Origin of the sequence: Bradyrhizobium sp. 192, from assembly GCF_023100965.1 — a bacterium.
GTDB lineage: Bacteria > Pseudomonadota > Alphaproteobacteria > Rhizobiales > Xanthobacteraceae > Bradyrhizobium > Bradyrhizobium symbiodeficiens.
This window is the reverse complement of record NZ_CP064690.1, coordinates 3,876,178-3,900,215: the sequence shown is the minus strand read 5'-3', so window position 1 is coordinate 3,900,215 and position 24,038 is coordinate 3,876,178. Positions and strand designations below refer to the sequence as shown.

The following is a 24,038-nucleotide window of genomic DNA, read 5'->3' as shown; positions in this document are numbered from 1 at the left end:
TGGTTCTAGTCGGTGTCCACGCGAAGCCCGCATGATAGGTACGGAGTTAAGAAGGTGAAGATTTCGTTTCTCTAACGGGTCGGGATCCGTGCTCTACTATCAGCCGAACAAGGAATTGGGCGAGACGGCTCCGGCGCGGTCGAATGGCGGCGAGCGAAAGTTGCACGTGCTCCTTGCGCAAACCCAGGCAGAGAACGCCGGCGCGCAGGAGATCTCCAGGCTGCTCGGCGCCGGGCTGACCGAGCGCGGCTATCGCGTCACTAATCTCTTCTTCTTCCGCAAATCGGATTCCTTCGACGAGCCGCCCGATACGCTCTATTGCGCGCCGAGCCGCCCCGGCAATCCGGTGGCCCTGCTGCGGATGCTGTGGACACTCGGCCGTCATATCAGCACCATCAAGCCGGACGCCGTCCTGACCTTTCAGCATTTCGGCAATGTCATCGGCGGCGGCGTGACGCGCCTCGTCAGCCGCGCACCTGTCGTCGCCAACCAGGTTTCATCCGCATTGTCCATGAGCTGGCCGGTTCGCACAGCCGACATCGTGATGGGCAGCGTCGGCTTCTTTGACCGCATCACGCTCAATTCGCAGGACATGGAGCGCGAATATTCGCGCTATCCCGCAGCCTACCGGTCGCGCATGGTGCATGTACCGCACGGCTTCGATGACAAGGCCCTTACGCTGTCGAAGGATGCTGCACGACAAAAGTTCAACCTGCCGCCGGATCGCATATTGCTTGGTTGCGCAGCGCGGCTGCATCCGCACAAGCGTCTCGACCTGGCGATACGTCTGTTGCCGGATCAACCGTCCTGGCATCTCGCGCTCGCCGGCCTGGGTGCCGACGAGGCCCGGCTGAAGCTGCTGGCGAATGAATTGAAGGTGTCGGACAGGCTGCATCTGCTCGGGGAAATTCCCCCCAGACGGATGGCGGACTTTCTCGCCGGCCTGGACGTGTTCGTATTCCCGACACAGGCCGAGACCTTCGGTCTGGCCGCGGTCGAGGCTGCGAACGCCGGTGTTCCCTCCGTCGTCACCGACCTTCCCGTCTTGCGCGAAGTGCTGTCCTACGAAGGAAGGCCGACGGCTCTTTTCGTCGATGCTTCCGATCATGCGAAGCTCTCTGCAGTCGTCTCCACGCTGCTGACGGACCAACATTTACGCGACGAACTGCGACAAAACGCCAAAGGCCTGCGGCTGCGCTATTCGGTAGATGCCATGGTGGAGGAATACGTCCGGATTCTCAGCCGGGTCATTTGACCTGATAAGTTGGAATAGATTGGCTCGACATGATCATCGAGTTTCGCTGTGAACGTGAGCATGCGCGGCGGTGGATGAGCCGCGACACGCTGTTGATCGACGGCCGGGAAATTCCGGTTCAAATCGCGTGGACGGCGACTGCGGAGCCGCGCCCCACAGGCTTGGACACCCTGTTCGAGCTGGAACGTGTGGTGTTGCACAAGGGCAAACACAGCGGCGCCAGCAGGCTGCACGTCGTTCCGGAATCGACGCAGGGTCGGACCGGGACCGCCGACGTGATCGTCGACTTCACCAATGGTGCGCGCGACCCGAACAGCTCCGCAAAGCTATATCTCCGTCCGCTGTTCAACGGAGTTTCCGGCGAAAACGCCGCCCTCGCCGCGATTCTCGCCGGCGACCTGCCGGTGATCGACATCGTCAACGAGGTCGACGGTTCGCTCGTCGATAGCGGCCATCCATCCGGAGAAATTGCCGCCGGCTTGAGCGGCGCGCTCGAAACCGTCATGGCGCGAGCGCTCACGATGGTCGCGGCAATCCTGTCGGGACGGCCGCGCATTGTGCCGCAGCTGGCGCGTTCCACCGCAAACGGCGCGGGCCGACGACCCGCAGCCTATGTCGCGCGCGGCCTTGCTGTCTCGATCGCCAAGGAAATCTATCGCCTCTGCTGCTACGCCCCGCATTGGCATATCGGGTGGCGCTTCAACGACGGCGCAGGCATTTGGCAGACCGGTGACCTGTCCGGGCCGCGCTGGAACGTTCTTGGAGATCCCGGCAATCACTTCTATGCCGATCCCTTTCCCGTCACGTGGCAGGGACGAACATTCGTCTTCTTCGAAGATCTCGATCATCGTATCGGCAAGGGCATCATTTCCGCCATCGAGTTCAATGACGCCGGCCCAGCGGGAAAAGCGGTGCCCGTGCTGGAAGAGCCCTGGCACCTCTCCTATCCCTTTCTGATCGAAGACGGCGGCGAGTTGTGGATGATCCCGGAGAGTTCAACCCACGGGGACGTCGCCCTCTACAAATGCGTCCGGTTTCCGGACAAATGGGAGCGGCATGCAACGCTGCTGTCAGGCCTCGAACTTGCGGACGTGACGATCACGCAGCACAACGGCCTGCATTATCTGTTCGGCGCCTGGCGAGACGGAACCGGCGGCTATTCGGATTCGCTGGCGATCTATTACGCCGAGCATCTCCTTGGTCCCTGGGTGCCCCATGCCAGCAACCCAGTCCTGATCGACCGCGCCAGCACGCGGCCGGCGGGGAATCTGATCACCATGAACGGCAGACTGTGGCGACCGGTGCAGAACTGTACCGACGGATACGGCGCGGCGCTCGGGCTGGCGGAAGTGGTCGAACTGTCGCCGACGACGTTCAAGCAGATCGTCCGCCACACGCTGAAGCCCGGACCGCTATGGCCCGGCAGGAAGCTGCATACCCTGAACCGCTGCGGCCGGCTCGAGGTGATCGACGGTTCGCGCGTGCAACCCAAGATGCGCGCCCTCGCAAGCAAATTTCCATCGGCGGTTTCATCTGCGCAACCGAGCCCGCGTTCGGCGCTTTGATCGACGGCCTGCCCGCCTGGCTCGCCCGCCGCGATCGCTACGCCTGAGCTTCTCCCGCTCACTTCGCCGCGTCGATCCAGATCCCCGGCTCCGAATGCTCGCGGATGTGGCTGACCAGGAAGTCGGAAAATACCCTGATCTTGGCGGGCAGGCCGGCGCGGTTCTGATAGGCGATGTTCATGGTGAGCAGCGGCAGTTCCCAGTCCATCAGGACCGGAACGAGACGCCCCGCCGCGATGTCGCTCTGCACGATGTAGAGAGGCTGGATGAGGATGCCGAGACCCGCCAGCGCCGCGCCTCGGATGACCTGGCCGTCGTTGCTGTCGAGCGTCGGCGTGATGCGGACCGTCTGCGCGCCATGGCCTTTGCGCAAGCGCAGCGAATAGGGATCGTTGGCGAGATTGTAGACCAGCATGTTGTGACGCGCGAGATCGGCGGGTTGCTCCGGCCCGGCGCAGCTTTCGAGATAGGATGGTGCGGCCGCGAGCACGCGGCGCATCTGGCCGATGCGGCGGACGATGATGTTCGAATCCGGTTCCTGCTCGCGCGTCCGGATCGCCACGTCGATGCCGGCCTCGATGAAATCAGGGTAGCGGTTGGCAGTCGTGATCTGCATGTTGAGCTTCGGATAACGCGCACGGAAGGCCGGTAGCATCGGCGCGAGATAAATCACCGCAAACGACAGCGAGCTCGTGACGCGCAGCGTACCCTGCGGTGACAGCGCGCGATCGCTGACGATGTCCTCGGCTTCGGCCAATTCGCTCAGCACGGGGCCGCAGCGGTTCAACAGCTCCTGCCCGGCTTCCGTCAACCACAGCCGGCGGGTGTTGCGCTCGATCAGCCGGACCGCGAGGCGCTCCTCGAGCGCGCTGAGGGTGCGGCTCGCAGCCGCATTCGACATGCGCAAGGCTTCGGCTGCCTTGGACAAGCTGCCGAGCTCGGCCGTTTTGGCGAAGACCTCCAATTGCAGCAACCGATCCATTTTTCCACTTTCTGGAAAAGAGACTTACGATTATTGACCTTTATTTCCGTATCCCGCAAGTCAAAATGGCCGCAACACAAGCAAGATAGCAGGCGAGGAAATCAGGAAATGTCGGGCCCGATCAGGCACATCGTGATGTGGCGGCTGCGCGGGGAGACCCCTGAGGAGCGCGCCACCGCCCGGATCAAGGTCAAAACCCTGTTCGAGGGCCTCAAGGGCCGGATCGACGGCCTCACCCATATCGAGGTTGGCGTTGACGTCAGCGCTGTCGACTATGCCTGCGACGTGGTGCTGTTCTCCGAATTCACCGACCAGGCCGCGCTTTCGGCCTATGCAAACCACCCTGAACATTTGCGCGTCCGCGAAGCGTTGGGCGACTTGCGGATCGGGCGCTTCCAGGTCGATTATCCCATCAAAGAGACCGGCGCATGATCGGTTCGTTCACCTTTGAAAACCTGCCCTGCCGCGTCGTGTTCGGCAGCGGAACGCTTGGCTCCGCCAAGGCCGAGGTGGAACGGCTGGGGGGCAAGCGCGCGCTGGTGCTGACGACGCCGCAGCAGGAAGCGCAGGGCAAGAGCCTCGGTTCCACGCTCGGCCCGCTCTATGCCGGCATCTTTGCCGGCGCCACCATGCACACGCCGGTCGAGGTCACCGAGCGCGCGCTCGCGGCGATGAAGGCATGCGAGGCCGACTGCGTCGTCTCGCTCGGCGGCGGCTCGACCACGGGTCTCGGCAAGGCGCTGGCCTTGCGCACCGGAATCAACCAGCTCTGCATTCCCACCACCTATGCCGGCTCGGAGATGACGCCGATCGTCGGCCAGACCGAGAACGGCCTGAAGACCACGGTGCGCGATGCGGCGATATTGCCGGAGACCGTGATCTACGATGTCGATCTCACTCTGACGCTACCTTCAAGTCTGGCCGCAACATCGGGCATTAATGCCATCGCCCACGCAGTCGAAGCGCTTTATGCGCGCGACACCAATCCGGTCACGTCGCTGATGGCGGAAGAAGGCATCCGCGCGCTGGCACGCGCCCTACCCGCCATTGCCGTCAAAAGCGACGACCGCGAGGCCCGCACTGAAGCGCTCTATGGCGCCTGGCTGTGCGGTGTCTGCCTCGGCACCGTCGGCATGGCGCTGCATCACAAGCTCTGCCACACGCTCGGCGGAACCTTTGACCTGCCGCACGCAGAGACCCACACCATCGTGCTGCCGCACGCGCTGGCCTACAACGCGCCGGCCGTGCCTGACGCGATGGCGCGAATCTCCCGTGCGATCGGCGCTACCGATGCATCGCAGGGACTTTTCGAACTTGCGGAGCGGCTGGGTGCGAAGACGGCGCTGCGCGATATCGGCATGCCCGAGAGCGGCATCGACAAGGCGGCTGATCTTGCCGTCACCAACGCCTACTGGAATCCGCGCCCGCTCGAGCGCAGCGCCATCCGCGACCTTATCGCGCGCGCCTGGGCCGGCGAGCCCCCGGCCGCCATCAAAGCGGCGGCTTGAAACGATGCGGCGCACGCTGATCAAATCCGCCACTGTCATCACCATGGATGACGCGATCGGTGACCTCGGCACCGGCGATGTGCTGATCGAGGGCAGCCGCATCGTCGATGTGCGGCCATCGATCGATGTCGCGGCCGACACGGAGATCGTCGACGGCAAGGGCCGTATCGTCATCCCGGGCCTGATCAACGCGCACATGCACACCTGGCAGACGGGCTTGCGCGGCTATGCCGCCAACTGGACGCTGCTGGAATATTTCCGCCGCATGCATGCAGGGCTGGCGACCGTGTTCCGGCCCGACGACATCCATATCGCCACGCTGGTCGGCGCGCTGAACCAGATCAATTGCGGCACCACCACACTGGTCGACTGGTGCCACAACAATCCGACGCCGGATCACACCGATGCTGCGGTGCGCGGCTTGATCGAGAGCGGCATCCGCGCCGCCTTTTTCCACGGCTCGCCGAAACCCGAGCCGAAGCACGGCGAACCCCATTTCTCGGAAGTGCCGCATCCGCGCCGCGATGTCGAACGACTGCTAGCGGGCGCCCTCGCCGACCGCGACGGTCTTGTTACGCTCGGCCTTGCAATCCTCGGCCCGCATTATTCGACTCTCGACGTCGCCATGCACGATTTCCGCATGGCGCGCGAACTGAAGTTGATCGCATCGATGCATCAGGGCGGCGGCCCGGCCAAGACGCAGGGCGGCTGGGAGAAGCTGATCGAGGCCGGGCTCGTCGGCACCGGCATCAACATCGTCCATGGCAACGATCTGCCCGACGATCTGCTCGACCGAATGGTCCAACTCGGCGTGTCCTTCTCGGTCACGCCGGAGAACGAGATGATCCAGGGCCACGGCTTTCCGATCACCGGGCGGCTGCTCAAGCGCGGCGTGCGGCCGACGATCGGCATTGATCTGGAGTCCGTGCTGGCCGGAGACCTCCTGACCGTCGCGCGCGTTGCGCTCTCGACGCAGCGTGCGCTCGACAATGCAGAGGCGCGCAAGAAGACCGGAACCATTCCCGCGACCACCACGATCCCCGTTCGCGAAGCGCTGCGCTGGATCACGACGGAAGGCGCCCGCATGCTCGGCCGCGAGGACCAGATCGGATCGCTGACGCCGGGCAAGCTTGCCGACCTTGTCGTCATCAATGCCTCGGATCTCAACCTCGTCCCCGTGCACGACCCCGTCGCGACCGTCCTGATGCAGACGAGCCTTGCCAATATCGAGGCCGTGATGATCGGCGGCGCCTGGAAGAAGCGGAACGGGCGACTCCTGGTCGAGGGACTGGAGCCGAAGAAGGAATTGCTGGCGCAATCGGGCCGGCGTCTGGTGCAGGACCTCGAACGACAGGGGCGCGCCGCGAAGGGCGCCAACGGACAACAACAATGACAGACACCTCGAAAAACATCGCTTTCATCGGGATCGGCAAGATGGGCCTGCCGATGTCGGTGCTTGTCGCCAAGGCCGGCTACACCGTCACCGCCTTCGACCAAAGCGCGGCGCGGATCAACGAGGCGCGGGGGCAAGGCATTTTGATCGCGGCATCGCCGGTTGAGGCCGTGAGCGGCAAGGCTGCTGTCATCACCTCGCTGCCGGACGACCTCGCGTTGCGCGGCGCGCTGCTCGGACCTACCGGCCTCGTCGCGGCAATGGCGCCAGGAACTGTTCTGATCGAGACCAGCACGGTGAGCGTCGAAGCATCCACTGAAGTTGCGGCCGCCGCGCAGGCGCGCGGCATTGCCTATCTACGCTCGCCGGTCTCCGGCAATGCCAGCATCGTTCATACCGGCGCCTTGACCTGCTTCGTCTCGGGGCCGAAAGACGCCTTCGAAAACGCAAAGCCGCTGTTTGCGGCCTTCACTCGTGCGCAGACCTATCTCGGCCCGGCCGAGGAAGCGCGTTACGCAAAGCTCTCGGTCAATCTGATGATCGCGGTGTCGGCCGCGATGATGGCCGAGAGCCTGGCGCTGGCACGCAAGGGCGGCATCGCTTGGCAGGACATTCTGAAAGTGCTCGACGACAGCGCGGTGGCCTCGCCCATGGTCAAGTACAAGACCGCGCCGCTGCGCAACCGCGACTTCGAGTCCACTTTCTCCTGCAAGCAGATGGCCAAGGATCTCGACCTCATCCTCGGCGCCGGCCACGCCGTCGGCGTCCCGCTTCAGCTCGCCGCCCAGGTGCGGGAGACCTACGGCTCGCTGGTCGCACAAGGCGACGGCGACACGGACTTCATCGCGACCGTCAAGCACCTCGAACACCTGTCCGGCCTCGGCGAACCCAAACTCTGATCGGCGGAGGGCACCAATGCGTAATTTCAACGAGACCACGATCACCGACGCGGTGCTGGAGCGGATCAAGGACGCTAGCGATCCGCGCATCAAGCAGGTCAGCGAAGCCCTGGTGCGCCACCTTCATGCCTTCGTCCGCGAGATACGTCCGACCCAGAAGGAATGGGAGTTCGGCATCGATTTCCTGACCCGCACCGGGCACATGTGCGACGACAAGCGACAGGAGTTCATCCTGCTGTCGGACACGCTCGGCGCCTCCATGCTGGTCGATGCGATCAACCATCCAGTGCCGGAGGGCGCGACCGAGACCACGGTGCTTGGCCCGTTCTTCGTCCAGGCTGCTCCTGAGAAGGACAGCGGCGCGGATATTTCCGGCCCGATGGAAGGCGATCCCATGCTGGTCTCCGGCTCTGTCTCGACCGTCGACGGCAGGCCGCTTGTGGGTGCCATCGTGGATGTCTGGCACTCCGACGATGACGGCTACTATGACGTGCAGCAGCTCGACCAGATCGGCGATCTCGCGATGCGCGCGCGCTTCCACACCGATGCCGACGGCAAATTCCATTTCTGGTCGATCAAGCCGGCCGCCTACCCCGTCCCACACGACGGCCCGGTCGGCGAGATGCTGGAGGCGCAGGGCCGCCACCCCTGGCGTCCGGCGCATGTTCACTTCATGATCTCCGCGCCGGGCTTCGAGCAGCTGGTAACCCACGTGTTCGTCGCCGGTGACCAATATCTCGACTCGGACGTGGTGTTCGGCGTCAAGGACAGCCTGATCCGCGAATTCGCCAGGCATCTGGCCGGCCGTGCGCCGGATGGTCGCATGGTGGACACCGAATATTTCCATCTCAACTATGATTTCGGCCTCAAGCAGGTCGCGAGCAACGCAAGAGCCGCTTAGGATCAAGCGGCGACGGACCAGCAAGAGTCCGGCAACAGGGAGCAGACGGGAGCTAAGGATGGGACCGCGGGTCAGCACGAGCATCTTGGCCGAACGCCTTACCGGCATGATCGGCCCGCGCGCGAGCGTTGCGCGCGGCGTGCTCGATCAGCATGGGCAGAGCGAATCGCACTACCGCAATCTGCCGCCGGACATCGTCGTTTTCCCCGAAACAACGCGGGAGGTTGCCGAGATCGTCAAGCTGTGCGCCGGCGCAGGAATGCCGATCGTCCCGTTCGGTGCCGGGACTTCGCTCGAAGGCAATGCGGCCGCGATCGCCGGCGGCGTCTGCTTCGACTTCGCGCGCATGAACAAGGTGCTGACGGTTCACGACAGCGACATGGACGTCGTCGTGCAGCCCGGCATCACGCGCAAGCAGCTCAATGCCGAGCTGCGCAATACCGGACTTTTCTTTCCGATCGACCCCGGTGCCGACGCCTCGATCGGGGGCATGACCTCGACGCGGGCCTCCGGCACCATGGCCGTGCGCTACGGCACCATGAAGGACAACGTCATGGCGCTGGAGGTGGTGCTGGCCGATGGCCGCATCATCCGCACCGCCAAGCGTGCGCGGAAGTCGGCCGCCGGTTATGACCTCACTCGCATGTTCGTCGGCGCGGAAGGAACGCTTGGTTTGATCACCGAGATCACGCTCAAAGTGCACCCCGTGCCGCAAGCGATCTCGGCAGCGGTCTGCAGCTTCGACACACTGCACGACGCCGTCAACACCGCAATCTCCGTGATCCAGTCCGCGATCTCCGTTGCGCGTATCGAGCTGCTCGACGACGTCATGATGCGCGGCATCAATGCCTATGCCAAGCTCGGTTACCGCGAAGCTCCGACCCTGTTCTTTGAGTTCCACGGCTCCGAGTCCTCCGTTGCCGAGCAGGCCGAAGCCGCGCAGGCGATCGCTGCCGACCATGGCGGCCATGGCTTTGCCTGGGCGAAGGCACCGGAGGACCGCAGCCGTCTCTGGCATGCCCGCGACAACACCCTCTATGCCGGGCTGGGCCTGCGGCCGGGTGCGCGCGCCGTGATCACCGATGTCTGCGTGCCGATCTCACGACTGGCGGAATGCCTGACCGAGACACGGCGCGACGCGGACGAGCATGGCTTCACGGCGCCGATCGTCGGCCATGTCGGCGACGGCAACTTTCACATGCTGATCCTGATCGATCCCGCAAGGCCGGAGGAGAGCGAAGGCGCCAAGGCGCTGCAGGCCCGCATGGTCGCCCGCGCCATTGCCATGGACGGCACCTGCACCGGCGAGCACGGCATCGGGCTCGGCAAGATCGACTACCTCGCCGATGAACTCGGCGAAGCCGTCGATGTGATGCGATCCATGAAGACCGCGCTCGATCCTGATGGTCTGATGAACCCTGGAAAGATCTTTGCGAGCGGAGCCAAAGCATGAGCGACGCACTTCCGGTCGAGGTCACCTCCCCCGCGCCGCTCCTGGAGCTGCGCGGCATCAGCAAGGAGTTTCCCGGCGTCAAGGCGCTGGATGACGTGTCCTTTGCCGTCTACCCCGGCGAAGTCCATATGCTGCTGGGTGAGAACGGTGCCGGCAAGTCGAGCCTGATGAAGGTCCTGTGCGGTGCCTATCGCGCCGATGCCGGCGAGTTCCATTACAAGGGCGACAAGGTCGCGATCTCGTCGACCGCGGATGCACAGAAGCTCGGCATTGCCGTGATCTTCCAGGAATTCTCGCTGGTTCCCCATCTCGATATCGCCCAGAACATCTTCTTGGGCCGCGAACCCGGGGGACGCATCCCCGGCACCATCGACCGCCGCAAGATCCTGGCCGATGCGAAGCGTGTGCTCGACACGATCGGCTTCGACATCGATCCCTCCACGACCGTCGACAAGCTCGGCGTCGCGCAGCAGCAGATGGTCGAGATTGCCAAGGCGATCAGCCAGAACGCCCGCATTCTCGTGATGGACGAGCCGACCGCGGCGCTATCCGACCGCGAGACCGAGCTGCTGTTCGCGCTGATCGCGCGGCTGAAGGCCGACGGCGTTTCCATCGTCTACATCTCGCACCGCATGGCCGAGGTGTTCGCGCTTGGCGACCGCATCACCGTGCTGCGCGACGGCCGCCGCATCGACGGCGTCAAACCGGCCGATGTCACGCCGGACCAGCTGGTACGCATGATGGTCGGCCGCAACGTCGACATGACCTATCCCCGGAATTTCGCCGACAAGCCCGGCGAGCTGCTGCTGGAAGTCAAGGGCCTGAGCGCGGCGACCGGTATCTCCGACATCAATATCGAGGTGCGCCGGGGCGAGATCGTCGGCCTGTGCGGCCTGGTCGGCTCCGGCCGCAGCGAAGTCGCGCGCGCCATCTTCGGCGCCGATCCGGTCACATCAGGCGAGATCATCTTCGACGGAAAGCCCATTTCCGGCGAGCCTGATCTTGCCGCCCGCCGCGGCATTGCGCTGATCCCGGAAAGCCGCAAGAGCGAGGGTCTCGCGCTGCTGCGCTCGGTCAGCGACAACCTCGTGGTATCCGCGCTGCGAAAGCTGTTCCCGAGCGGACTCTTCGATTCTCGAGGCGCGCAACGGACTTCCGACGCCCTGATCCGGCAATTGCGCATTGCAACGCCCAGCGCGCGTCAGACCGTCGGCCTGCTCTCGGGCGGCAACCAGCAGAAGGTCGTGATCGGCAAATGGCTGGCGGCCGGCTCGAAGCTCTTCATCTTCGACGAACCGACGCGCGGCATCGACATCGGCGCCAAGTCGGAGATCTTTGCGCTGATCGACCGCCTCGTCGCGGAAGGCGCTGCGGCGCTGATGATTTCGTCCGAGCAAATCGAGATCTGCCATGTCTGCGACCGCGCCTATGTGATGCGCGAGGGTCGCATCGCCGGGCACCTGACGCGTAACGAACTGACCGAGGAGAACATCGTGCGACTGGGGATGCATCATGCGTGAAGCCGCGGTCGTCTCGGGGTCCAACCCGCTGCAACGCATTCCCGGCGTTGCCATGGTGCTGGTGCTGCTGATCACGTTGTTCAGCGCGATCGCGCCCGGCTTCCTCTCGGTCGCCAATCTCTCCAACGTGCTGGTGCAGTCGACCATCCTGACCATGCTGGCGCTGCCGATGACGTTGATCATCATGACCGAGGGTCTGGACCTCTCGATGGGCGCAGTGCTGACGCTGACCTCGCTCTGCGTTGCGATCGTCTCTCTCGCAACCCACTCGATGCTCCTGGGCCTCGGCGCCGGCCTGCTGGTGGGTGTAGCCTTCGGCGTTGCCAACGGCTGGCTGGTCGCCATCCTAGGCATTCCACCTTTCGTCGCGACGCTCGGCACCCTCGGCATGGCGCAAGGGCTGTCGCTGATCGTCAGCGACGGCCAGAGCGTGGTCGGCATTCCCCACAGCGTGCGCGACATCTATTCGTCGACGCTGCTCGGCGTGCCCGTGCCGATCGTGATGGCGCTCGTGACCTATGCGGCGTTTCACGGCCTGCTCTATCACACCCGCTTCGGCACCTACATCTTCGCGCTCGGCGGCAATCGCGAGGCGCTGCGCTATGCCGGTCTGTCGCCGAACAGGCTGCTGATCGCGGTCTATGCGATCGGCGGCGCCATGGCCGGCATCGCCGGGCTGCTGATGACGGCGCGCATGAACTCCGGCCATCCCACGGCCGGCCTCGGCCTCGAATTCGACGCCATCGCAGCCGTCGCCGTCGGCGGTACCTCGTTCGAGCGCGGCAATGGCTGGCTGCTCGGCACCCTGCTGGGCGTCCTTTCCGTCGGCGTGCTCCGCAACGGGCTGAACCTGATCTCGCTGCCATCCTCGGTGCAGGTCGCCAGCGTCGGCGTGCTCGTCATCGTCGCGCTGTTCCTCGATGGTCTCAGGAGCCGGGCATGACCGACATCACCAAAGACGCCATGATGCCGCCCCGCTCCTTCCTGTCGCAGGATGCAATCCAGGTGTTCTATCGCCTGCTCGCGGCCCTGCTGATCTGCGCGGTGCTTGCCGTGCTCAGCGATTCCTTCCTGAGCCTCGGCAACATCCTCAACGTGCTCAGGCAGGCGAGCCTGACCTTCTTCATCGCGTCCGGCCTGACGCTGGTGGTGCTGACCGCCGGCCTCGATCTCTCCGTCGGGGCCAATGTCGCGCTGTCGGCCTGCATCGCCGGCACCGTGATTCACAAGACCGGCTCGCCGGCGCTTGGCATCCTCACCGGGCTTGCCTGCGGCGGCCTCGTCGGCCTGCTCAACGGCATCATGGTCACCGCGCTGCGCATCCCCTCCTTCATCGCCACCTACGGCATGCTCTGGGTGCTGAACGGCCTCACCTACTGGTACATGGCGGGCGAAACGCTTCACGGCTTCCCCGCCGGCTTCCGCCAGATCGGCAGCGGCTATCTGTTCGGCCTGCCGATCCCAGTCTATCTACTGCTGGTGTTCCTCGGGATCGGGACGTTCTTCGCGCAGCGGACGATCTGGGGCCAGGAGATCTATGCGATCGGCGCCAATCCGGTCGCCGCCCGGCTCTCCGGCATTCCTGTCGCGCGCCGCCTGCTGCTGGTCTACGCGGTCTCCGGCACCATGGCGGGGCTCGCTTCGATCATCTTCCTGTCGCGGCTAAATTCGGCCGAGGCCGACATCGGCGAAAGCCTGACGCTTCCCGCGATCGCGGCCGTGCTGATCGGCGGCACCTCTCTGTTCGGCGGCGTCGGCACCGTGTTCGGCACCTTCATCGGCGCGCTGATCCTGACACTGGTGCTGAACGGCATGAACCTGCTCTCGGTCAGCGCCAACTGGCAGCCGCTGGTCACCGGCATCATCGTCATTCTCGCGGTCTGGCTCGACATGAAGACCCGCCGCCGCGCGCAATGAGTTCTCAAGAAAGTCCAACAAGCAAAACGAGGGATGGAGGCAACATGAAACGGAAACTGGGTTACCTGACGCTGCCGGTGCTGATGACAGCGGCGGCATTCACGGCACAAGCACGTGCCGACGGCGAGACCATCGCCGTCTTCACCAAGAATCAGACCAACCCGTTCTTCCAGACGGTGCGGGTCGGCGCCGACAACATGGCGAAGACGCTGAACGCCAAGACGCTTCAGTACATCCCGACCAAGCCGGACTCGATCCCCGAGCAGCTCAGCCAGATCGAGGACGTGGTGGTGAAGAAACCGAGCGCGATCGTGTTCACGCCGGTCGACTACAAGGCGATGGTGCCGGGCGTCGAGAAGATCAACGAAGCCAAGATCCCCGTCGTCAACATCACCGACCGCTCCGCCGGTGGCAAGTTCCTGTCTTTCGTCGGTGCCGACGATTACAGCCTGGGACTCGAGACCGCGCGCTTCCTCCTGAAGACGCTGGGCGGAAAGGGCAACATCGTCATCATCGAGGGCGTCAAGGGCTCGCTGACCAATGTCGACCGCGTCCGCGGATTCAACGATGCACTCAAGGAGAACACGGGCGCCAAGCTCTTGGCCTCGCAGCCCGGCAACTATCAGCGGCTGCAGGCGCTTCAGGTCATGGAAAACCTGATGCAGTCCAACCCGCAGATCGACGGCGTGCTCGCTGCCAACGACGCCATGGCGGTCGGCGCAATCGAGGCGCTGGACGGTGCCAATCGCAAGGCCCAGGTGATCGGCATCAACGGCACCAAGGAGGCGATCGACGCGATCAAGTCCGGCAAGCTGCTCGCCAGCGGCGACTACAACGGATTTGCGCAAGGCTGCCTCGGCACCATGATGGCGATCCGCGCCTTGCGCAACCAGCCGGTCATCAGCGAGATCGTGCTGAAACCGACCGTCATCACCAAGGACAATTACAAGCCGTTCGACGTGCCGCTGGAGCAACGGACCTGCCCGACCTTCGAGGAAGCCGGCAAGCTCAGCGCCAAGTAAGTCCACCCCATCACGTTCGGACGGTCGCCACGGCGGCCGTCCCAAGAACTGAAGCCGAAGAAACGGAGACCACCATGCTGTTCGCCATTCACGCCGTCGACCGCGCCGGCGCGCTGCTGACCCGGCTCGCCAATTACGATGCCCACAAGGCTTTCCTGAGCGACACTTCGCGCTTCGGCGTGAAGATCGTGATGTCGGGGCCGCTCGTCTCCGACGATGGTCAAACGATGATCGGCAGCCTGTTCCTGATCGAGGCGCCAGGCCGTGGCGACGTCGAGGCTTTCAATCGCGCCGACCCCTTCGCCGCGGCCGGCATCTGGGACAAGGTCACGATCACGGGCTTCCTCCGCCGGCAGGGTTGAGGCCGGCCCCACCAAAAAATGCGAAAACAACCCCATGCACAGTAGAACAGGATTGTTTTTGCTGGCGAATTTCCGACGTAAATCTCGCCCCTCAGCTGCTCATCGCCGCAGCGCCGTCCTCGATATGACAGGCCACCCACTGCTCGGCCCCGGCGGCGCGAAGCACCGGCTCTTCGACCCGGCAGCGATCAAACACGAGCGGGCAGCGGGTGTGGAAGCGGCAGCCCTTCGGCGGATTGATCGGGCTCGGCACGTCGCCCTTGAGGATAATGGGATTGCGCTGGGCGCCAGGCTCGGGCAGCGGCACCGCCGAGAGCAGCGCCTTGGTGTAGGGATGCCTTGGCGCGGCAAAGATCTCGCGGCGCGGCGCCACCTCGACGATCTTGCCGAGATACATCACCGCGACGCGATGGGTCATGTGCTCGACGATGGCGAGGTCGTGGCTGATGAACAGCAGCGCGAGGCCAAATTCGCTCTGGAGATCCTGCAGCAAATTGACGATCTGCGCCTTGACCGAGACGTCGAGCGCTGAGACCGCCTCGTCGCACACGATCAGCTCGGGTTCGGCCGCGAGCGCGCGGGCAATGCCGATGCGCTGGCGCTGGCCGCCGGAGAACTCGTGCGGCCTGCGGTTCAGCGCCTCGCGCGGCAGGCGCACGGTGTCCATCAGGGACGTGACGCGGACCTCGAGGTCTTCGGCGGATTTGGCGAGGCCGAAATTCCGGATTGGCTCGGCCAGGATGTCGCGCACGCGCATGCGCGGATTGAGGCTGGAGAACGGATCCTGGAACACCACCTGCACACGCCGGCGCATCTGACGCATCGTACTCGGCGCGGCATCGTCGATGCGCTGACCGTCGAGGATGACCTGGCCTGAGGTGATGTCGAACAGCCGCAGAATGGCGCGGCCGACCGTCGATTTGCCGCAGCCGGATTCGCCGACGAGCGACAACGTCTCGCCGCGCGCAATCTCGAACGAAACGCCGTCCACCGCATAGACGAATTCGGTCTTTCGCCCGAAAAAGCCCTTGTTGACCGGAAAATGCTTCTTGAGGTCGTTGACCTGGAGCAACGGAGGGCTCATGCCGCGACGGCTCCCTTGGCCGCATAGTGACAGGCGGCGACGTGACGAGGGCCCTTCTCTTCGAGCCCCGGCGCATATTGGCGGCACAGATCGGTCGCAAGCGCACAGCGGCCGGCAAAGACGCAGCCGATGATCGGCTTTCTGAGATCGGGCACCTGCCCGGGAATTTCGGCGAGCCGTCTTGCCGTGCCTGTCAGCGACGAGCCGAGCCGTGGCACTGCACCGAGCAGTCCCTGCGTATAGGGATGCCGCGGCGCGCGAAACAGCTCGGCGACCGGCGCTTCCTCGACCTTGCGGCCCGCATACATCACCATGACGCGCTCGGCGATCTCGGCGACGACGCCGAGGTCGTGGGTGATCAGGATGATGGCGGCGCCGACCCGGCTCTTGAGATCCAGCATCAGCTTCAGAATCTGCGCCTGGATCGTCACGTCGAGCGCGGTGGTCGGCTCGTCGGCAATCAGAAGTTTCGGATTGCAGGCGAGCGCAATGGCAATCATCACGCGCTGACGCATGCCGCCGGAGAGCTGGTGCGGATATTCGCGCACCCGGCGCCCCGGTTCGGGAATGCCGACCAATGTCAGCATTTCGACTGCGTGCGCCTCCGCCGCCGCCTTGTCCAGGCCCTGATGGATCATCAGCGTTTCGCGGATCTGGCGGCCGACGGTGAGCACCGGATTGAGGCTCGTCATCGGCTCCTGGAAGATCATCGAGATGTCGTTGCCGCGTATCGCGCGCATCTCACGATCGGACAATTGCAGCAGGTCCCTGCCGGCAAAGCGGATCGCGCCTGCGATCCTGCCCGGCGGCTCCGGGATCAGCCGCATCAACGACATCGAGGTCACCGACTTGCCGCAGCCGGATTCGCCGACGATGGCAAGCGTCTCGCCCTCGTTGACATGGAACGACACCCCGTCCACCGCGCGGTTGATGCCGCTGGGGGTGCGGAAATGGGTCTGGAGATTCTCGACTTCGAGCAATGCCATCGCGATCAGCCCCGCACCATCAGAGGCTCTTGGCCATGCGCGGGTCGAGCGCATCGCGAAGGCCGTCGCCGAGCAAATTCACCGCGAGCACGGTGACGGACAGGAAGGCCGCCGGAAAGAACACGATGTAGGGCTTGACCTGCCACAGCGCGCGGCCCTCGGCCATGATGTTCCCCCACGACGGAATGGTGGGCGGCGTGCCCGCGCCGATGAAGGACAGGATCGCCTCGGTGATCATGGCGCTGGCGCAAATGTAGGTCGCCTGCACCAGCATCGGCGCCACCGTGTTGGGCAGGATGTGGCGGAGGATGATCATCGGCGTGCGCGTGCCGCAGGCGACCGCGGCATCCACATAAGGCTGCTCGCGCAGCGACAGCACGACGCTCCGCACGAGGCGTGAGACGCGCGGGATCTCGGCAACAGTGATCGCCAGGATGACGTTGCCGACGCTGCCGCGCGTCAGCGCCATCAGCGCGATGGCGAGCAGGATCGGCGGGATCGACATCAAGCCGTCCATGAAGCGCATCAGGATGCCGTCGGCCCAGCGGATGAAGCCGGAGACCATGCCGATGGCAAGGCCGGCCGCGGATGCGAAGATCGCGACCGACAGGCCGACCGTGAGCGAGACCCGCGCGCCGAACAGCACGCGCGAATAGATGTCGCGGCCGAGCACGTCGGAGCCGAACCAGTAGTCCGCCGAAGGCGCGCGCGTGCGTTTGGCAGGCGCGAGCGCCGTCGGATCGACCGTTCCGAGATAGGGTGCGAAGATCGCGATCAGGACCAGCGTCAGCAGCAGCGCGCCGCCGATGGCGACCGTCGGATGACCGCGCAGGAAGCCGATGAAGCCGCGCCGGATCTTGACCGGCCGAAGGATCTCCGGCAGTTGCGGCGCGAGGACGAATCCGGCCGGAAGCGCCTGCGGATTGACGGTGGTGTCGGTCAATAGCGGATCCTCGGGTCAACGAGCGTATAGATGACGTCGATCATCAGATTGACGAGGACGTAGACGAAGCTGAACAGCAGCACGATGCCCTGGATGACGGGATAGTCGCGGCGCAGGATCGCATCGATCGTGAGCCGGCCGAGGCCGGGAATCGCAAACACGCTTTCGGTGACGACCGCACCGCCGATCAGGAGCGCGATACCGATCCCGATCACGGTGACGATCGGCACCGCCGCGTTCTTCAACGCGTGAACGAACAGGATGCCGCCCTGCCCGAGGCCCTTGGCCCGCGCGGTGCGGATATAATCCTGCTGCAGCACTTCGAGCATGGTGGCGCGGGTGATGCGCGCGATCAGCGCGATATAGACGCAGCCAAGCGCGACCGCCGGAAGAATCAAATTCTCCAACCAGGGCCAGAAGCCCTGGGCCAGCGGCGTGTAGCCCTGCACTGGAAGCCATTCCAATTCGAGCGCGAAGACGTAGGCGAGCATATAGCCGACCACGAAGACGGGCAGCGAGAAGCCGAACACGGCAAAGCCCATGATGACGCGGTCGATCAGGCTGCCCGCTTTCCACGCCGCCACCACGCCGAGCGGCACCGCGACCACGATCGTGAGCAGCAGCGTGACGGTCATCAGCGACAGCGTCGGTCCGAGGCGCTGTCCGATCATCGTCGAGACCGGCAGGTTGGTGAAGATCGAGGTGCCGAGATCGCCGTGCAGGATGCGCCAGACCCAACCTCCGAACTGGATCAGGAACGGACGGTCGAGACCGAGGCTCTGCCGGATGCGCTCCACATCCTCCGGGCTCGCCTGGTCGCCCGCGATCACCACGGCCGGATCGCCCGGCGCGATATAGAGCAGACTGAACACGAACAGAGCGACGATCGCCATCACCGGCAATGTCGAGACGATGCGACGGAGGATGTAGGAGAGCATCTGGCTTCAGTGCAAGGTCATGCGGATTTCGAAACGCCCCAGAAGAACGGCAACGGCCCCTTGGCGATGCCGGAGACGTTCTTGCGCCAAGCCGTGTAGCTCAGGAAGAAGCCGGTCGGCGCATAGACGACGTCGTCCATCGCCGCCTTGTTGAGGCGACCGATGGCGGCCTTTTCCTCGTCGAGGTTCTTGGCCTCGAACCATGACGTGACTTCCTTCTCGGTACCTGCGCTGGTCGGCCAGCCGAACCAGGCCTTGTCGCCATTGGCGCGTATTGCGGTGTAGGGCGCGGGGTTGGTGCAGTCCGCGCCCGCGTGCCAGGTGTGGAACATGTTCCAGCCGCCCTGCCCCGGAGGGGTCTTCAGTGCGCGGCGGGAGCCGACCGTGCCCCAGTCGGTCGCGACGAAGTCGACGTTCATGCCGAGCTTCTTCAGCAGGTCCGCGGTCACGTCGCCCTGCGCCTTGGTGATAGGCTGATCCTGCGCGACGAGGCACGTCACCGGCTGGCCTGAATAACCGCTCTCGGCGAGCAGCTTCTTGGCCGCGTCGAGATCGCGCTTGCCCTTCAGGATCTCGCCGCCCGCCTCGGAATAGAGCGGCGTGTCCGGCGTGAAGAAACCGGGCAGCGGCTTCCAGAGCGAGTTATCGTCGCCGACGATCGCGCGCATGTAGTCTTCCTGGCTCATCGCCATCAGCACCGCACGCCGCGCCCGCACGTCGTTGAAGGGCGGGTACAGGAAATTCATACGGAACGAGCCGATATTGCCGAGGGGATCGCCGATATCTACGCTGATGTTCTTGTTCTTCTTCAGAACCGGAACGAGGTCGGCGATCGGGTTCTCCCACCAGTCGATCTCGCCGTTTTGCAGCGCTGCGGCCGCGGTGGCCGCATCCGGCATCACGATCCATTCGATACGATCGACCAGCATCTGCTTGCCGCCGGCGAGCCATGACGCCTTCTCCTGCCGCGGCGAATAGTCGGCAAATTTCTCGAACACGGCTTTCGCGCCCGGAACCCACTCGGCCTTGGCGAACTTCATCGGGCCGGAGCCGACATAATCGCCGATCTGCTTGAACGGATCCGTTTGCGCGATGCGCTCGGGCATGATGAAGGCGCACGGCGAGTTGTTCTTGCCGAGCGCATAGAGCATTTTCGGGAAGGGCTGCTTCAAAACCCATTTGAAGGTGCGGTCGTCGACGGCGGTGAGTTCCTGCTGGAGCGCCTTGATCATCAGGCCCATTGGATCGCGCACCGCCCAGCGCGTCAGGCTCGCGACGACATCCTTGCTCAGCACCGGCTCGCCATCGTGGAACTTGAGGCCGGGCCGCAATTTGAAGGTCCAGGTCGTGCCGTCGTCGCTAACCTGCTCGGACTCGACCATCTGGCGCTGCGGCTGCAGCGAGGAATCGATGCCGTAAAGCGTGTCCCAGACCAGCGCCGCAGCATTGCGCACGACATATTGCGTGCCCCAGATCGGATCGAAATTGGCGAGATTGGCCTGCGGCACGAAGCGCAGGGTGCGGGCAGAAGCGCCTTGCGCGATCGCCGGGGCCGAGACGCCGGTCAATGCCAGACCGCCCGCGCCGGCCAGTCCCTTCAATACGGTCCTGCGATCCATGAAATCCTCCCAGTAGTGCCGTGATGCCGGCCGTATTTGGCCAAGAGCAGGTGAAACCAGAGCCCATTAGCGTGCAAATGGTATGCCACTAACCGGGCCTTCCAGCGGGTTCTCATCGGGATTTCGACCGGCCCAGGCTTCAAAGCGCAACCGCCAGCGCCGGCCCGGTGTCGATATGCGGGATCGCCTCGACCAGCTTGCGCGTGTAATCGGTCTTCGGGTTGTCGAACAGCGCCCGGCTCTCGCCCTGCTCGACGATTCCGCCGTTGCGCAGCACGATGGTGCGGTCGCAGAGCATGCGCACGACATTGAGGTCGTGGCTGACGAACAGCAGCGCGATGTCGTTCTCGCGCCTGAGGCGGTCGAGCAGCTGTAGCACCACCGCCTGCACCGAGACGTCGAGCGCGGCGGTCGGCTCGTCCAGCACCAGGAGCCGGGGCCGGCACGCGATAGCGCGGGCAATGCCGACGCGCGCCTTCTGGCCGCCAGAGAGCTGATGTGGGAAGCGCGGCAGCAGATCCAACGGCAATCCCACCCGCTCGGCGCATTCCTCCACCCGTTTGCGTAGCGCGTCGCCGGCCCGCATTCCGTCGAGCCGCAGCAGCGGATGGGCGATACAGTCGAACGCCGTGAAGCGCGGATTGAGGCTCTCGTTCGGGTCCTGGAAGACCATCTGAATGTCTTTGCGCAAGCGCGAGCGGTGAAAGTCGCGCGACGCGATATGGCCGATCGACTGCCCGTCGAACACGATGTCGCCTTCGCTGGGATCGATCAGCCGGCAGATCATCCGCGACGTCGTGCTCTTGCCGGAGCCGGATTCGCCAACCAGCCCGACGCTCTCGCCGCCGGCCATCGTCATCGAGAAATCCGCGACCGCCGCCGAGCCCTCATCGAAGCGCTTGGCGAGCTTGCGCACCTCGAGCAGCGGCGGCGTCCCATACGCAGGCTCCTGCCTCGGCTTGCCGAGCACTGCCGCGTAGCCCTCCCGCTCCTCCTCCGTCACGAGGTCTTCGATCCGCGACGTCGACGTCGGCGACGCCGCGACCAGGCGCCTGGTATAAGCGTGCTGCGGCGTGCTGAAGAGTGTCCTGGAACTGGCCTCCTCGACGATGCGGCCGCGTTCCATCACGGCGATGCGGCGGCAATAGCGCGCCGCGAGCCCGAGATCGTGCGTGATCAGAATCGTCGCCATGCCGCGCGCGGCGGCAATGTCCGCCAGCAGATCCATCACAACTTTCTGAGTGGTGACGTCGAGGCCGGTGGTCGGTTCGTCCGCGATCAACAGCGCCGGATTGCAGGAGATCGCGATCGCGATCATGACGCGCTGGCACATGCCGCCGGACAGCTCGTGCGGATAGGCGTTCATCCGCGCCTCCGGTTCGCGGATCTGAACGGCGCGCAGCAGGTCCAGAGCTTCGCTCCGCGCGGCCTCTTTCGAGATGCGCTTGTGGGTGAGGATCGCGTCCGCGATCTGCAAGCCGATCGCCCGGATCGGATTCAGCGCGGCCCGCGGGTTCTGGAAGATCATCGACATCGCGGCGCCCTGGAGCTGACGGAGGTCGTCTCCCCCAAGCTTTGTCACGTCCTGTCCGCGAAACACGATCTTGCCGCCGGTGACGCGGCCGGCCGCGTCGAGCAGCCGCGTCGTGGCAAAGCCGGTCACCGACTTGCCCGAGCCGCTCTCGCCGACGAGGCCGAGCATCTCGCCCTTCTCGACCGTGAGCGTCACGCCGCGCACGGCCTCGACCATGCCGCGTCGCGTCGAGAACGCGACGTGGAGGTCGTCGATCCTGAGCAGGGCCTCGCTCATGTGCGCATGCGGGGGTCGAGAATGTCCCGCATCCCGTCCCCGAGGAGATTGAAGCACAGCACGGCCATCATTAGCGCCAGGCCCGGGAAGGCCACCAGCCACCATCGCCCCGTCGAGATGAAGCGCGCGCCTTCCGCGACCATGATGCCCCATTCCGGTGTCGGCGGCTTGACGCCGAGACCGATGAAGGACAGGCCCGCGGCATTGAGAATGGCCCAGCCGAGGTTGAGCGAGATCTGCACCGCCATCGCCGGCAGGATATTCGGCAACAGGAAGCGCAGCACCACCGAGAAATGGCTCTCGCCGCAGGCGCGCGCCGCCTCCACCCAGCCGACATTGCGGCGGACATTGACCTCGGCCCGCGCGAAGCGGATGTAGAAGGGAAGATTGATGATCGCGGTCGCGATCACGATGTTCTCGATCCGGTTGCCGAGCGCTGCGACCATGGCCATCGCCAGCACGAACAGCGGAAAGGCCATCATCACGTCGACGAAGCGGCCGACGCCACGATCGAGCCGGCCACCGGCATAGCCGCAGAACGAGCCGACCACAGCACCGATCGCGAAGGAGATGCCGACTGCCGAGACCGCAATCGCAAGATCGAGACGCGCGGCGATGATGAGACGGCTGAACACGTCGCGTCCGAGCTGATCCGTGCCGGCGATGTGCGCCGCGCTGGGCGGCAGCAGGGCTTCCGAGACGTTGGAAGCCACGGGATCGTAAGGCACGATCCACGGCCCGACGATCGCAACCAGCACGAACAGGAGCACGCCGGTCGCCGCAATTGCGGTGAGCGGGTTGCCGCGCAGAATCCAGACCGAATGGCGGAGCGTTGCGCTGGTCATCCGATCGACACCCTGGGATCGGCGATGCCGTAGCAGATATCGACGACGAGATTGACCAGCACGAAGATGCCAGCCATCAGCAGCACGAACCCCTGCACCGGCGCATAGTCGGAGGACAGCAGCGCATCGAGCGCATAGGAGGCAACGCCGGGCCAGGAGAACACCTTCTCCACCAGCACGTTGGCGCCCAGCATGGTCGAAAACACGATGCCGGCGATGGTGATGACGGGAAGGATGGCGTTCCGCAGCGCATAGGTGACGACGACCTTGTGCCAGGACAATCCGACCGAGCGCGCGGTGCGCACGAAGTCGCTGCCGAGCGAGACGAGCATCGAGGCCCGCGTGATCCGCGCCAACGGCGCGATCACGAACAGCGCCATGCTCACCGCCGGCAGGATCAGCTGCCGACAGGCCGTCCACCAGCCCTCGATATCGCCGGCGAGCAGGAAATCGATCGAGAGAAAACCGGTGCGCTGCGGCGGCAGCGAGGTGAAGACGTCGATCCGCCCGGTCGGATCGGGTGCGAGCCCGAGCAGATAGTAGAAGACATAGACCAGCAGCAGGCCCGACACGAAGGTCGGCACGCAGACGCCGAGCGCGCAGAACAGCCGCACGCCGTGATCGACGACCGATCCCGGCCGCAAGGCCGCGAGCACGCCGAGCGGCACCGCCGCAATCAGCGCGATCAACAGCGCGGTGAAGGTGAGCTCGAGCGAGGCCGGCAACCGCTCGCGCAGATCCTTCAACACCGGCTGCCCGGTCATCATGGAACGGCCGAGATTGCCGCGGCCGATATCGGAGAGATAGAACACGAGCTGCTCCGGCACCGATTTGTCGAGCCCCATCTGCTTGCGGATCTGCTCGATCTCCTCCTTGCCGGCATTAGGCCCCGAGGCGAAGAACACCGCGGGGTCGCCGGGCAGGACGCGCATCAGCAAGAAGGTGAAGACCAGCACACCGAACAGCGCCGGCAGCGACGACAGAAGCCGCCTGCCCGCCCGCACCATTGTTGCACCAAGACCAGTCATGACCTTCC

General features: G+C 64.8%; 22 protein-coding genes. 13 read left to right on the top strand and 9 right to left on the bottom strand.

The annotated features are described in order from the left end of the window. Positions 1-88: 88 nt before the first annotated feature. Together IVB24_RS17675 and IVB24_RS17670 are read left to right on the top strand one after the other, a co-directional pair. Complete coding sequence (locus IVB24_RS17675; protein WP_247773937.1) at positions 89-1,255, top strand: glycosyltransferase family 4 protein; 1,167 nt, start codon at positions 89-91, stop codon at positions 1,253-1,255. Between the two features lie 29 nt (positions 1,256-1,284). Beyond that, a complete protein-coding gene (locus IVB24_RS17670; protein ID WP_247773936.1) occupies positions 1,285-2,820 on the top strand; it encodes a hypothetical protein in 1,536 nt (511 codons plus the stop codon). 58 nt (positions 2,821-2,878) lie between these two features. Here the strand turns inward: IVB24_RS17670 and IVB24_RS17665 are convergent, their stop codons facing one another. Further along, positions 2,879-3,802, bottom strand: a complete 924-nt coding sequence (locus IVB24_RS17665) for a LysR family transcriptional regulator (RefSeq protein ID WP_094974936.1) — start codon at positions 3,800-3,802, stop codon at positions 2,879-2,881. Positions 3,803-3,910: 108 nt separating this feature from the next. On the opposite strand from IVB24_RS17665, the gene IVB24_RS17660 reads away from it, so the two are divergent. The 11 genes from IVB24_RS17660 to IVB24_RS17610 all read left to right on the top strand — a co-directional run bounded on the left by IVB24_RS17660 (position 3,911) and on the right by IVB24_RS17610 (position 14,777). Further along, positions 3,911-4,234, top strand: coding sequence for a Dabb family protein (locus tag IVB24_RS17660; protein WP_346771379.1), 324 nt, complete (start codon positions 3,911-3,913; stop codon positions 4,232-4,234). Continuing rightward, positions 4,231-5,310, top strand: coding sequence for a maleylacetate reductase (locus IVB24_RS17655; RefSeq protein ID WP_247773934.1), 1,080 nt, complete (start codon positions 4,231-4,233; stop codon positions 5,308-5,310). Before IVB24_RS17660 ends, IVB24_RS17655 begins: the two co-directional genes overlap by 4 nt. A 4-nt stretch (positions 5,311-5,314) precedes the next feature. Further along, positions 5,315-6,703, top strand: coding sequence for an amidohydrolase family protein (locus IVB24_RS17650; protein WP_247773933.1), 1,389 nt, complete (start codon positions 5,315-5,317; stop codon positions 6,701-6,703). Then, the gene (locus tag IVB24_RS17645) at positions 6,700-7,602 is read left to right on the top strand and encodes an NAD(P)-dependent oxidoreductase (protein ID WP_247773932.1); all 903 of its coding nucleotides are present in this window, start codon (positions 6,700-6,702) and stop codon (positions 7,600-7,602) included. Before IVB24_RS17650 ends, IVB24_RS17645 begins: the two co-directional genes overlap by 4 nt. 16 nt (positions 7,603-7,618) lie before the next feature. Further along, entirely contained in the window at positions 7,619-8,503 is an 885-nt protein-coding gene (locus IVB24_RS17640) for an intradiol ring-cleavage dioxygenase (protein ID WP_247773931.1), read from the top strand. Between the two features lie 58 nt (positions 8,504-8,561). After that, entirely contained in the window at positions 8,562-9,956 is a 1,395-nt protein-coding gene (locus IVB24_RS17635) for an FAD-linked oxidase C-terminal domain-containing protein (RefSeq protein ID WP_247773930.1), read from the top strand. Next, on the top strand, positions 9,953-11,476 hold the full coding sequence (locus IVB24_RS17630; RefSeq protein ID WP_247773929.1) for a sugar ABC transporter ATP-binding protein: 1,524 nt from the start codon (positions 9,953-9,955) through the stop codon (positions 11,474-11,476). The genes IVB24_RS17635 and IVB24_RS17630 overlap by 4 nt, the downstream gene beginning before the upstream one ends. Further along, entirely contained in the window at positions 11,469-12,419 is a 951-nt protein-coding gene (locus IVB24_RS17625; protein WP_247773928.1) for an ABC transporter permease, read from the top strand. The genes IVB24_RS17630 and IVB24_RS17625 overlap by 8 nt, the downstream gene beginning before the upstream one ends. Beyond that, entirely contained in the window at positions 12,416-13,393 is a 978-nt protein-coding gene (locus tag IVB24_RS17620) for an ABC transporter permease (RefSeq protein WP_094974945.1), read from the top strand. Before IVB24_RS17625 ends, IVB24_RS17620 begins: the two co-directional genes overlap by 4 nt. Positions 13,394-13,437: 44 nt before the next feature. Next, positions 13,438-14,415, top strand: coding sequence for a sugar ABC transporter substrate-binding protein (locus IVB24_RS17615; protein WP_247773927.1), 978 nt, complete (start codon positions 13,438-13,440; stop codon positions 14,413-14,415). A gap of 74 nt (positions 14,416-14,489) precedes the next feature. After that, positions 14,490-14,777 (top strand): YciI family protein, encoded by a 288-nt coding sequence (locus tag IVB24_RS17610; RefSeq protein ID WP_247773926.1) that lies wholly within the window; start codon positions 14,490-14,492, stop codon positions 14,775-14,777. 91 nt (positions 14,778-14,868) lie between these two features. On the opposite strand, the gene IVB24_RS17605 is transcribed toward IVB24_RS17610, so the two are convergent. The 8 genes from IVB24_RS17605 to IVB24_RS17570 form a co-directional block, all read right to left on the bottom strand. Beyond that, positions 14,869-15,861, bottom strand: a complete 993-nt coding sequence (locus tag IVB24_RS17605) for an oligopeptide/dipeptide ABC transporter ATP-binding protein (RefSeq protein ID WP_247773925.1) — start codon at positions 15,859-15,861, stop codon at positions 14,869-14,871. Beyond that, positions 15,858-16,847, bottom strand: a complete 990-nt coding sequence (locus IVB24_RS17600) for an ABC transporter ATP-binding protein (protein WP_162406375.1) — start codon at positions 16,845-16,847, stop codon at positions 15,858-15,860. The genes IVB24_RS17605 and IVB24_RS17600 overlap by 4 nt, the downstream gene beginning before the upstream one ends. 19 nt (positions 16,848-16,866) lie before the next feature. Next, positions 16,867-17,790 carry an ABC transporter permease gene (locus IVB24_RS17595; RefSeq protein ID WP_094974950.1) on the bottom strand — a complete coding sequence of 308 codons (924 nt, stop codon included), beginning with the start codon at positions 17,788-17,790 and terminating at the stop codon, positions 16,867-16,869. Next, positions 17,787-18,728, bottom strand: coding sequence for an ABC transporter permease (locus IVB24_RS17590; protein WP_094974951.1), 942 nt, complete (start codon positions 18,726-18,728; stop codon positions 17,787-17,789). The genes IVB24_RS17595 and IVB24_RS17590 overlap by 4 nt, the downstream gene beginning before the upstream one ends. A gap of 17 nt (positions 18,729-18,745) precedes the next feature. Then, entirely contained in the window at positions 18,746-20,347 is a 1,602-nt protein-coding gene (locus IVB24_RS17585; protein ID WP_247773924.1) for an ABC transporter substrate-binding protein, read from the bottom strand. A 139-nt stretch (positions 20,348-20,486) separates the two neighbouring features. Then, complete coding sequence (locus IVB24_RS17580) at positions 20,487-22,157, bottom strand: ABC transporter ATP-binding protein (RefSeq protein ID WP_166469824.1); 1,671 nt, start codon at positions 22,155-22,157, stop codon at positions 20,487-20,489. Continuing rightward, entirely contained in the window at positions 22,154-23,002 is an 849-nt protein-coding gene (locus IVB24_RS17575; RefSeq protein ID WP_094974954.1) for an ABC transporter permease, read from the bottom strand. Before IVB24_RS17575 ends, IVB24_RS17580 begins: the two co-directional genes overlap by 4 nt. Further along, positions 22,999-24,030, bottom strand: a complete 1,032-nt coding sequence (locus tag IVB24_RS17570; protein WP_247773923.1) for an ABC transporter permease — start codon at positions 24,028-24,030, stop codon at positions 22,999-23,001. Before IVB24_RS17570 ends, IVB24_RS17575 begins: the two co-directional genes overlap by 4 nt. Positions 24,031-24,038 lie beyond the last annotated feature (8 nt).

What these genes read in the sequence shown, in the direction of transcription:
- IVB24_RS17670 (WP_247773936.1), top strand. Translation starts at nt 1,285, where the DNA reads ATGATCATCGAGTTTCGCTGTGAACGTGAGCATGCGCGGCGGTGGATG.
- IVB24_RS17665 (WP_094974936.1), bottom strand. Translation starts at nt 3,802, where the DNA reads ATGGATCGGTTGCTGCAATTGGAGGTCTTCGCCAAAACGGCCGAGCTC.
- IVB24_RS17660 (WP_346771379.1), top strand. Translation starts at nt 3,911, where the DNA reads ATGTCGGGCCCGATCAGGCACATCGTGATGTGGCGGCTGCGCGGGGAG.
- IVB24_RS17655 (WP_247773934.1), top strand. Translation starts at nt 4,231, where the DNA reads ATGATCGGTTCGTTCACCTTTGAAAACCTGCCCTGCCGCGTCGTGTTC.
- IVB24_RS17650 (WP_247773933.1), top strand. Translation starts at nt 5,315, where the DNA reads ATGCGGCGCACGCTGATCAAATCCGCCACTGTCATCACCATGGATGAC.
- IVB24_RS17645 (WP_247773932.1), top strand. Translation starts at nt 6,700, where the DNA reads ATGACAGACACCTCGAAAAACATCGCTTTCATCGGGATCGGCAAGATG.
- IVB24_RS17640 (WP_247773931.1), top strand. Translation starts at nt 7,619, where the DNA reads ATGCGTAATTTCAACGAGACCACGATCACCGACGCGGTGCTGGAGCGG.
- IVB24_RS17635 (WP_247773930.1), top strand. Translation starts at nt 8,562, where the DNA reads ATGGGACCGCGGGTCAGCACGAGCATCTTGGCCGAACGCCTTACCGGC.
- IVB24_RS17630 (WP_247773929.1), top strand. Translation starts at nt 9,953, where the DNA reads ATGAGCGACGCACTTCCGGTCGAGGTCACCTCCCCCGCGCCGCTCCTG.
- IVB24_RS17625 (WP_247773928.1), top strand. Translation starts at nt 11,469, where the DNA reads ATGCGTGAAGCCGCGGTCGTCTCGGGGTCCAACCCGCTGCAACGCATT.
- IVB24_RS17620 (WP_094974945.1), top strand. Translation starts at nt 12,416, where the DNA reads ATGACCGACATCACCAAAGACGCCATGATGCCGCCCCGCTCCTTCCTG.
- IVB24_RS17615 (WP_247773927.1), top strand. Translation starts at nt 13,438, where the DNA reads ATGAAACGGAAACTGGGTTACCTGACGCTGCCGGTGCTGATGACAGCG.
- IVB24_RS17610 (WP_247773926.1), top strand. Translation starts at nt 14,490, where the DNA reads ATGCTGTTCGCCATTCACGCCGTCGACCGCGCCGGCGCGCTGCTGACC.
- IVB24_RS17605 (WP_247773925.1), bottom strand. Translation starts at nt 15,861, where the DNA reads ATGAGCCCTCCGTTGCTCCAGGTCAACGACCTCAAGAAGCATTTTCCG.
- IVB24_RS17600 (WP_162406375.1), bottom strand. Translation starts at nt 16,847, where the DNA reads ATGGCATTGCTCGAAGTCGAGAATCTCCAGACCCATTTCCGCACCCCC.
- IVB24_RS17590 (WP_094974951.1), bottom strand. Translation starts at nt 18,728, where the DNA reads ATGCTCTCCTACATCCTCCGTCGCATCGTCTCGACATTGCCGGTGATG.
- IVB24_RS17585 (WP_247773924.1), bottom strand. Translation starts at nt 20,347, where the DNA reads ATGGATCGCAGGACCGTATTGAAGGGACTGGCCGGCGCGGGCGGTCTG.
- IVB24_RS17580 (WP_166469824.1), bottom strand. Translation starts at nt 22,157, where the DNA reads ATGAGCGAGGCCCTGCTCAGGATCGACGACCTCCACGTCGCGTTCTCG.
- IVB24_RS17575 (WP_094974954.1), bottom strand. Translation starts at nt 23,002, where the DNA reads ATGACCAGCGCAACGCTCCGCCATTCGGTCTGGATTCTGCGCGGCAAC.
- IVB24_RS17570 (WP_247773923.1), bottom strand. Translation starts at nt 24,030, where the DNA reads ATGACTGGTCTTGGTGCAACAATGGTGCGGGCGGGCAGGCGGCTTCTG.